Raw genomic sequence first — 9,439 nt, forward strand, 5'->3', positions numbered from 1 at the left:
GGTTCAAACTACAGACTTTCAAGCAGGGAGATGTAGGGCGATGCAAGGTCACCCCGACGTAATCGATTACCTCAACACGTTGCTGACGGGCGAACTGGCCGCGCGTGATCAATATTTCGTTCATTCGCGGATGTATGAGGACTGGGGTTTCACCAAGCTCTACGAACGAATCAATCACGAGATGGAAGAAGAAGCGCAGCACGCCGACGCACTGATGCGCCGCATCCTCATGCTCGAAGGCACGCCGCGTATGCGTCCAGACGACCTGGATGTGGGCACCACGGTGCCTGACATGCTCGCCGCTGACCTTCGCCTCGAATACAAGGTGCGTGCCGCGCTCTGCAAGGGCATCGAACTCTGCGAGCAGCACAACGACTATGTCAGCCGCGAGATGCTGCGGGTTCAATTGCATGACACTGAAGAAGACCACACCTACTGGCTTGAAAAGCAGATGGGTCTGATCAAGTTGATCGGTCTTGAGAACTACCTGCAATCCCACGCCTGATTGACACCCGATACAAAAAAAGCCCCTGTCACCGATGAAGTGACAGGGGCTTTTTCGTGGGCCCAATTCAGGCCTTGTCGCGAGCCAACAGCGGCTTGAGGTAGAAGCCGGTGTGAGACTGCTTCATCTCGGACACTTCCTCCGGTGTTCCGACAGCAATGATCTGNCCACCCTTGGAGCCGCCTTCCGGCCCCAGGTCCACCAACCAGTCAGCGGTCTTGATCACATCAAGGTTGTGCTCGATCACCACCACTGTGTTGCCGTGGTCACGCAAGCGGTGCAGAACATCCAGCAATTGCTGAATATCGGCAAAGTGCAGGCCCGTAGTCGGCTCATCGAGGATGTACAGCGTCTTGCCGGTATCGCGTTTGGACAGCTCGCGGGACAGTTTCACCCGCTGGGCCTCACCCCCCGACAGCGTCGTCGCCGATTGCCCCAGCTTGATGTACGACAGGCCCACATCCATCAAGGTCTGCAGCTTGCGTGCCAACGCAGGCACCGCGTCGAAGAACACCCGCGCTTCCTCGATGGTCATCTCCAGGGTTTCGTGGATGTTTTTACCCTTGTATTTGATCTCCAGGGTTTCGCGGTTGTAGCGCTTGCTCTTGCACACATCGCACGGCACGTAGATGTCCGGCAGGAAGTGCATCTCAACCTTGATCAAGCCATCGCCCTGACACGCTTCACAGCGTCCGCCCTTCACGTTGAAGGAGAAGCGGCCCGGGCCATAACCACGGGAACGGGATTCCGGCACGCCGGCGAACAACTCACGGATCGGCGTGAACAACCCGGTATAGGTCGCCGGGTTGGAACGCGGTGTGCGGCCAATCGGGCTCTGGTCGATATCGACGACCTTATCCAGATGCTCCAGCCCCTTGATGCTATCGTGAGCGGCCGCCTCAAGCGTCGTTGCACCATTGAGTGCCGTAGCGCTCAAGGGAAACAGCGTGTTGTTGATCAGCGTCGACTTGCCCGAGCCGGACACACCGGTCACGCACGTCAACAGACCAATCGGAATGTCCAGGTCGACATTGCGCAAGTTGTTGCCGCGAGCGCCCTTGAGCGACAGCGACAACTTCTTGTTACGCGGTGTGCGTTTGGCTGGAACCGCGATCTTCACTCGGCCTGACAGGTATTTGCCGGTCAACGAATCAGGATGCGCCATCACTTCGGCCGGCGTCCCTTCGGCAACAATATGCCCACCGTGGACCCCCGCCCCCGGCCCGATGTCCACCACGTAGTCGGCCAGGCGAATAGCATCTTCGTCATGCTCGACCACGATCACCGTGTTGCCGATGTCGCGCAGGTGCTTGAGCGTGCCGAGCAACCGATCGTTATCGCGCTGATGCAGACCGATCGACGGCTCATCGAGGATGTATAGAACCCCCACCAGGCCGGCGCCAATCTGACTGGCCAGGCGAATTCGCTGAGCTTCACCGCCGGACAACGTGTCGGCACTGCGATCCAGCGAAAGATAGTCGAGGCCCACGTTAACCAGGAACTGCAAGCGCTCGCGGATTTCCTTGAGGATCTTGTCAGCAATTTCACCGCGACGGCCCGTGAGCTTCAGTATGCCGAAATACTCACAAGCATCGCCAATCGGCAGATTGGTCACCGCCGGCAGCGTCTTCTCGCCCACCCAGACGTGCCGCGCCTCGCGACGCAGGCGGGTGCCACGGCAATCCGGGCAAGGCTGGGTGCTGAGGAACTTGGCCAGCTCTTCACGCACAGAAGCCGACTCGGTTTCNCGGTAACGCCGCTCCAGGTTCGGCACGATGCCCTCGAACGGGTGCGAGCGTTTGACGATATCGCCACGGTCGTTCAGGTACTTGAAGTCGACGTTCTGCGAACCACTGCCGTGCAGGATAACTTTCTGCTGCTCTGCCGGCAGTTGGTTGAACGGCACTTCCAGGCTGAATTTATAGTGGGATGCCAACGACCCGAGCATCTGGAAGTAGTAGACGTTACGCCTGTCCCAGCCGCGTATCGCGCCCTCCGCCAACGTCAGGTCACCATTGACCAGGCGCTTGATGTCGAAGAACTGCTTTACCCCCAGACCATCACACGTCGGGCAGGCGCCTGCCGGGTTGTTGAAGGAAAACAGCTTGGGTTCCAGCTCGCTGATGGCATGCCCGCAGATCGGACAGGCAAAACGTGCGGAGAAGATGATTTCTTCACCCGGCTCGTCATCCATCGGCGCAACCAGCGCAATGCCATCCGCCAGCTTCAGCGCGGTTTCGAACGATTCCGCCAGACGCTGTTGCAGATCGGCGCGGACCTTGAAGCGGTCGACTATTACATCAATCGAATGCTTCTTTTGCTTATCCAGCTTCGGCAGTTCATCCAGTTCGCAGATCCTGCCGTTGACCCGGGCCCGCACAAAACCCTGGGCGCGCAGCTCTTCAAAGACCGAAAGGTGTTCGCCCTTGCGCTCACGAATGACCGGCGCCAGCAGCATCAGCTTGGCGCCCTCAGGCTGGGCCAGCACCAGGTCGACCATTTGGCTGACGGTCTGGGCTTCCAGGGGAATATCGTGGTCCGGGCAGCGCGGAATACCCACGCGCGCGTACAGCAGGCGCAGGTAGTCGTAGATTTCGGTAATGGTGCCCACGGTGGAGCGCGGGTTATGGGAGGTCGACTTTTGCTCGATGGAAATCGCCGGCGACAAACCTTCAATGGTGTCGACGTCAGGCTTTTCCATCATCGACAGGAATTGCCGGGCATAGGCTGACAGCGACTCTACATAGCGACGCTGACCTTCGGCATACAGCGTGTCGAACGCCAGGGACGATTTGCCGGACCCGGACAAGCCGGTGATGACGATCAGTTTGTCCCGGGGCAGGGTCAGGTCGATGTTCTTCAGGTTGTGGGTTCTAGCCCCACGAATCAGGATCTTGTCCAAGATGGCCTCGCACGGCGGGCGTAAATAATGTAGGAGTATACGGCCAAATACTGGATGGATGCACACTATCAAACGAGCGGAGTTGTGTCTTACATGAAGAGTCTGTCAGCGGAGCGCGTCAAAGCGTCGCGATATACCCCGTCAATCGATGGGACTGGTAGAATCGCCGCCGGTTCACACGAGGTTTTTCCATGCACGATCCCCACAGCGAACGCATGAGTAGCGGCGAGACCCGAGCAGCAAGCGGTCTGGCCCTGGTGTTCGCCTTCCGTATGCTAGGCATGTTCATGGTGTTGCCGGTACTGGCGACCTATGGGATGGATCTGGCAGGAGCGACCCCGGCCCTCATCGGACTGGCGATTGGCGCTTACGGCCTGACCCAGGCGATCTTTCAGATTCCTTTCGGCTTCATTTCCGACCGCATCGGCCGTCGTCCGGTGATTTACCTCGGGCTCATCATCTTCGCCCTCGGTAGCGTGCTGGCGGCCAATGCCGATTCGATCTGGGGCGTCATCGCCGGACGCATCCTGCAAGGCGCCGGGGCGATTTCCGCCGCGGTGATGGCGCTGCTGTCAGACTTGACCCGCGAACAGCACCGGACCAAGGCCATGGCCATGATCGGCATGACCATCGGCCTGTCGTTCGCTGTGGCCATGGTTGTAGGACCGCTGTTGACCCGCGCCTTCGGCCTGTCGGGGTTGTTCCTCGCCACGGGCGGCATGGCGCTGTTCGGCATCGTGATCGTCATGTTCATGGTGCCGCGTTCCACCGGACCGTTGCAGCACCGTGAGTCCGGCGTCGCGCGGCAGGCGCTGATCCCGACGCTCAAGCACCCGGACCTGCTGCGCCTGGACCTTGGCATTTTTGTGTTGCACGCGATGTTGATGTCGAGCTTCGTCGCACTGCCCCTGGCACTGGTCGAAAAAGCCGGCCTGCCCAAGGAACAGCACTGGTGGGTCTACCTGACCGCGCTGTTGATCTCGTTCTTCGCCATGATCCCGTTCATCATCTACGGCGAGAAGAAACGCAAAATGAAACGAGTTCTCCTGGGTGCCGTCGCGACATTGATGCTCACTGAGCTATTCTTCTGGCAGTACGGCGACAGCCTGCGGGCTCTGGTNATCGGGACGGTGGTGTTCTTTACCGCGTTCAACTTGCTGGAAGCTTCGTTGCCATCGCTGATCAGCAAGGTTTCACCGGCCGGTGGCAAGGGCACGGCGATGGGGGTGTATTCCACCAGCCAGTTCCTCGGTTCGGCGCTGGGCGGCATCATGGGTGGCTGGATGTTCCAGCATGGCGGTTTGTCGGTTGTGTTCCTCGGATGCGCCGGGCTGGCTGCACTTTGGCTGGCCTTTGCTGTTACCATGCGCGAACCTCCGTACGTCACAAGCCTGCGCCTGCCGCTGTCGCCCGAAGCAATTCGTGAAGCTGGCCTGGTAGAGCGCCTGAAGGCCGTCGTCGGGGTAACAGATGCAGTGATCGTCGAAGATGAAGCGGCGATTTACATCAAATTGGACACAGAACTATTGGATCGCACCACCCTTGAGCGCCTGGTGAACAACCCGGCCGGGGCAGCGTGCGTAGCCTAGGAGAACGTTATGGCCCGTGGGGTTAACAAAGTCATATTGGTCGGTACATGCGGCCAGGATCCCGAAGTTCGCTACTTGCCTAACGGTAATGCCGTGACCAACCTGAGTCTGGCGACCAGCGAACAGTGGACCGACAAGCAGACCGGCCAGAAGGTCGAGAAGACCGAATGGCACCGCGTGTCGATGTTCGGCAAGGTGGCAGAGATCGCCGGTGAATACCTGCGCAAAGGTTCGCAGGTCTACATCGAAGGCAAACTGCAAACCCGCGAGTGGGAAAAAGACGGCATCAAGCGTTACACCACCGAAATCGTGGTCGACATGCAAGGCACCATGCAACTGCTGGGCGGCCGTCCACAGCAGGGCGAGCAACAAGGCGGGGGCAATAACTACCAGCAGTCCGCTCCGGCCCCACGCCAGCAGGCTCCGCGCCCGCAGCAGTCGGCACCGCAACAATCGCGTCAGGCGCCGCCTCCACANCAGGCAGCGCCACAACCGGCTCCTGATTTCGACAGCTTTGATGACGATATCCCGTTCTGAACCTCAGTTTTTCAGAACCGTAGACAAAAAAAAGCGAAGCCATATGGCTTCGCTTTTTTGTTGCCGCTGTTAACTGGCCAACGTGGTCACATTGGCCCGTGCCGAATGCAGCTTCTTGTAGCTTTCGATCAACCGAAGGTGCCTGTCGAGCCCCTCCAGTTTGGTGCTGGTCGGCGTCAAACCATGGAAGCGTACACTGCCATTCACCGAGCCGATCACCGCATCCATCCGCTCGTTACCAAACATCCGGCGGAAGTTGGCCTCGTAGTCNTCCAGCTCCANGTCNTCGTCCAGCTTCATCTCCAGCACCGCGTTGACGGCTTGGTAGAACAAGCCACGCTCAACCGTGTTGTCGTTGTACTGCAGGAACATTTCCACGCNCTCTTTCGCNTCTTCATATTGCTGCAAGGCGAGATAGATCAGCAGCTTCAGCTCCAGGATCGTCAGTTGACCCCACGCGGTGTTGTCGTCGAACTCGATGCCGATCAGGGTGGTGATATCGGTGTAGTCGTCCAGCTCGCTTTCCACCAGGCGCTCGACCAGTGCCTTCAGTTCNTCGTCGTCCAGGCGATGCAGGTTCAGGATATCGGCGCGGAAGAACAGCGCTTTGTTGGTGTTATCCCAAATCAGGTCGTCCACCGGGTAAATTTCCGAGTAGTCCGGCACCAGGATGCGGCAGGCGGTGGCGCCAAGGTGTTCGTACACGGCCATGTAGGACTCTTTGCCCATGCCTTCGAGAATGCCGAACAAGGTTGCAGCTTCCTCGGCATTCGAGTTTTCACCCTGGCCNGAGAAGTCCCACTCGACGAACTCATAATCGGACTGGGCACTGAAGAAGCGCCACGACACCACTCCGCTGGAGTCGATGAAGTGCTCGACGAAGTTGTTCGGCTCGGTGACCGCGTGGCCTTCAAAGGTCGGCTGCGGCAAGTCGTTGAGGCCTTCGAAGCTACGGCCCTGGAGCAATTCGGTCAGGCTGCGTTCCAGTGCCACTTCCAGGCTCGGGTGCGCGCCGAACGAGGCGAACACGCCGCCGGTACGCGGGTTCATCAGGGTCACGCACATCACCGGGAATTCACCGCCCAGGGACGCGTCCTTNACCAGCACGGGGAACCCTTGCTCTTCCAGCGCCTGAATACCGGCCAGGATCCCGGGGTACTTCGCCAGCACATCGGCCGGCACGTCCGGCAGCGCGAATTCGCCTTCGATGATTTCGCGTTTTACTGCGCGTTCGAAAATTTCCGACAGGCACTGCACCTGGGCTTCGGCCAGGGTATTGCCCGCGCTCATGCCATTGCTCAGGAACAGGTTTTCAATCAGGTTGGACGGGAAATACACCACCTCGCCATCCGACTGGCGCACATAGGGCAGCGAGCAGATGCCGCGCTCTTCATTGCCCGAGTTGGTGTCGATCAGGTGGGAACCACGCAACTCGCCGTCGCGGTTGTAAATCTTCAGGCAGTACGCGTCGAGGATTTCGGCCGGCAGTTCATCTTTACGGCCAGGCTTGAACCAGCGTTCGTCCGGGTAATGCACAAACGGCGCGTTGGCGATCTCTTCGCCCCAGAACTGATCGTTGTAGAAGAAGTTGCAATTGAGCCGCTCGATAAACTCGCCCAACGCCGACGCCAGTGCGCCTTCCTTGGTCGCACCCTTGCCGTTGGTAAAGCACATCGGCGAGTGCGCATCGCGGATATGCAACGACCACACGTTAGGCACGATGTTACGCCACGAGGCGATTTCAATCTTCATGCCCAGGCCAGCCAGGATGCCGGACATGTTGGCGATGGTCTGCTCCAGCGGCAGGTCCTTGCCCGCGATGTAGGTGCCCGCCTCTGACGTCGAGCCGGGCATCAACAGCGCCTGGGCATCAGCGTCGAGGTTTTCCACCTCTTCAATGACAAATTCCGGCCCGGCCTGCACCACTTTCTTTACCGTGCAACGGTCGATGGAACGCAGGATGCCCTGGCGATCCTTGTCGGAGATATCCGCCGGCAACTCGACCTGAATCTTGAAGATCTGGTTGTAGCGGTTTTCCGGATCAACAATGTTGTTTTGCGACAGACGAATATTNTCGGTGGGGATACTGCGAGTGTCGCAATACAACTTCACGAAATACGCCGCACACAACGCTGACGACGCCAGGAAGTAGTCGAACGGACCCGGTGCCGAGCCATCGCCCTTGTAGCGGATAGGTTGATCGGCCACCACCGTGAAGTCGTCGAACTTGGCTTCAAGCCGAAGGTTGTCGAGAAAGTTGACCTTAATTTCCATGCGGGCACACCAGAATAACGGCTAGACGAATGGCCGCCATTATCCGGCATTTCAGCCGTAAGTCTTGCGGGCGTCTGTCGATATCTCCATCTCGGGCCTTTTTAGGGGGCGATGGAGCGATCAGTCGAGTATCAGATGCGGCAAGAACCGGCTTGAATCCTTGGTGATCAAGCTGTTGTCCTCACGTACACCGATCCCCGCCGCTTGATCGCCGACGACCCAGGAGCCAATCAACGTAAAGCTGTCGCCAAACTGCGGAAGCGGCGCGAATTCCTGCAGGATAAACGGCGCATCGGTGTAGGGGCCGTCCTCTTTCACGATCAGNCCGTCGGCGGTTTGCAGTTCGATATTGGCGCCTTCGCGGGAGAAGAACGGCTTGCGCACCCAGCCTTTTGGCACGGCTTTGCCGGGGTCGGTATCCAGGTGGGACGCGAGCAGGTTGGGGTGGCCTTGGTTGAATTCCCACAGCAGCGGCAGGATGCCTTTGTTGGAGAGGATGGCTTTCCAGGCGGGCTCGAAAAACTGCGTATCGCACTGGGCAATCGCGGTGCCGAAGGGCTCGTGGAAGATGAATTCCCAGGCGTGCAGTTTGAACAGGTGGGGAATCCAGCGATCTTCGAGGTCGACGAAACGGCCGTCGCTGGTCAGGCCGATGTCTTCGATGTCGATGTGGCGTGATTCGATGCCGACCTTTTCCGCGACGAGGCGCAGGTAGTCGGTGGTGCCTTTGTCTTCGACCGAGTCTTTCATCGAGGCGAAGTAGAACGGCTGGTTGACCTGCAATTGGGCGAAGGCCTGGTGCAGTTTGGTGTCGATGCTGTTGAACTGGTCGGCATGCTTGGGCAGCAGGCCGCGTTCGATGCATTGTTCCAGCCAGCCCCATTGAAACGCCGCGGCCTCATAGAGGCTGGTCGGCGTGTCGTAGTTGAGTTCGAGCAGCTTGGCGGGCCCGCTGCCGTTGTAGGAGAAGTCCATGCGCCCGTACAGGTGCGGGTGGCCTTCGAGCCATGAGGTTCGAATCATGTCGAAGAACGGCGCGGGAATGCTCAGGCGTTCCAGCAACTCTTCGCTCTGAACCACGCGGGCCACGAGGTCCATGCACATGTCATGGATCTCGGTGGTCGGGTCTTCGAGGTCGCGCTCGATTTGCTGAAGCGTGAATTGGTAGTACGCGCGCTCGTCCCAGTAGGGTTCGCCGTCAATGGTGTGGAACAGAAAGCCGAGGCTGTCGGCAGTCTGTTTCCAGTCATGACGTTCTGCGCATTGGATTTTTTTCATGGCCCGGTTTCCTTAGCTGCTCGACCCGCCGCCGCCCCAGCCGCTGCGGGCGCTGGCTTTGCTGCCGAAGCCTCCACGGGAGGTGGACGAAGCCACGGATACTGGCTTGCTGGTAGAAGAGCGGACCGAGTCGGCGTAGTTGCTGCTGCCGTACCTCGCCTGATTGGACTTGGTGAACGTCGAGCCCTTCGAAATCCGCTGGCTGAGCGTCGAGTTGCCGTAATTGCCGCGATCATCGCGATAGCGATACACCGGCTCGGAGCGGTAGCTGTTGCGATTGTTGCTGAGCATGTTGCCGATCAGCAGGCCGGTCAGCAGGCTGCTGGTGGAGAAGCCTGAGCCGCCACTGTTCGC

Annotated in this window: 7 protein-coding genes; 3 read left to right on the forward strand and 4 right to left on the reverse strand. The window is 59.1% G+C overall.

Annotated features, from left to right (window positions below; all coding sequences use genetic code 11):
- The first annotated feature begins 40 nt into the window (after positions 1-40).
- A complete protein-coding gene (gene bfr, locus B7L09_RS20670) occupies positions 41-505 on the forward strand; it encodes a bacterioferritin (protein ID WP_094470391.1) in 465 nt (154 codons plus the stop codon).
- 67 nt (positions 506-572) lie between these two features.
- Here bfr and uvrA read toward each other — a convergent pair whose 3' ends face one another.
- On the reverse strand, positions 573-3,407 hold the full coding sequence (uvrA, locus tag B7L09_RS20675) for an excinuclease ABC subunit UvrA (protein ID WP_094470392.1): 2,835 nt from the start codon (positions 3,405-3,407) through the stop codon (positions 573-575).
- Between the two features lie 191 nt (positions 3,408-3,598).
- Between uvrA and B7L09_RS20680 the strand changes: the two genes are divergently transcribed.
- Together B7L09_RS20680 and B7L09_RS20685 are read left to right on the forward strand one after the other, a co-directional pair.
- Positions 3,599-4,996, forward strand: coding sequence for an MFS transporter (locus B7L09_RS20680; protein ID WP_094470393.1), 1,398 nt, complete (start codon positions 3,599-3,601; stop codon positions 4,994-4,996).
- A 9-nt stretch (positions 4,997-5,005) separates the two neighbouring features.
- Positions 5,006-5,533, forward strand: a complete 528-nt coding sequence (locus B7L09_RS20685) for a single-stranded DNA-binding protein (RefSeq protein WP_094470394.1) — start codon at positions 5,006-5,008, stop codon at positions 5,531-5,533.
- A gap of 69 nt (positions 5,534-5,602) precedes the next feature.
- Here the strand turns inward: B7L09_RS20685 and B7L09_RS20690 are convergent, their stop codons facing one another.
- The 3 genes from B7L09_RS20690 to B7L09_RS20700 all read right to left on the reverse strand — a co-directional run.
- Positions 5,603-7,807: an OsmC domain/YcaO domain-containing protein gene (locus tag B7L09_RS20690; protein WP_094470395.1), complete on the reverse strand. Its 2,205-nt coding sequence runs from the start codon at positions 7,805-7,807 to the stop codon at positions 5,603-5,605.
- Positions 7,808-7,927: 120 nt separating this feature from the next.
- Positions 7,928-9,085, reverse strand: coding sequence for a glutathionylspermidine synthase family protein (locus B7L09_RS20695; RefSeq protein ID WP_094470396.1), 1,158 nt, complete (start codon positions 9,083-9,085; stop codon positions 7,928-7,930).
- Between the two features lie 12 nt (positions 9,086-9,097).
- Positions 9,098-9,439, reverse strand: a 342-nt coding sequence (locus B7L09_RS20700; RefSeq protein WP_141213487.1) for a DUF1190 domain-containing protein, incomplete at its 5' end; no start/stop codon positions are given.

Source organism: Pseudomonas mandelii (assembly GCF_002251635.1).
GTDB lineage: Bacteria > Pseudomonadota > Gammaproteobacteria > Pseudomonadales > Pseudomonadaceae > Aquipseudomonas > Aquipseudomonas mandelii_B.

Coding starts and splice junctions, on each gene's coding strand:
- bfr (WP_094470391.1), top strand. CDS start 41: ATGCAAGGTCACCCCGACGTAATCGATTACCTCAACACGTTGCTGACG.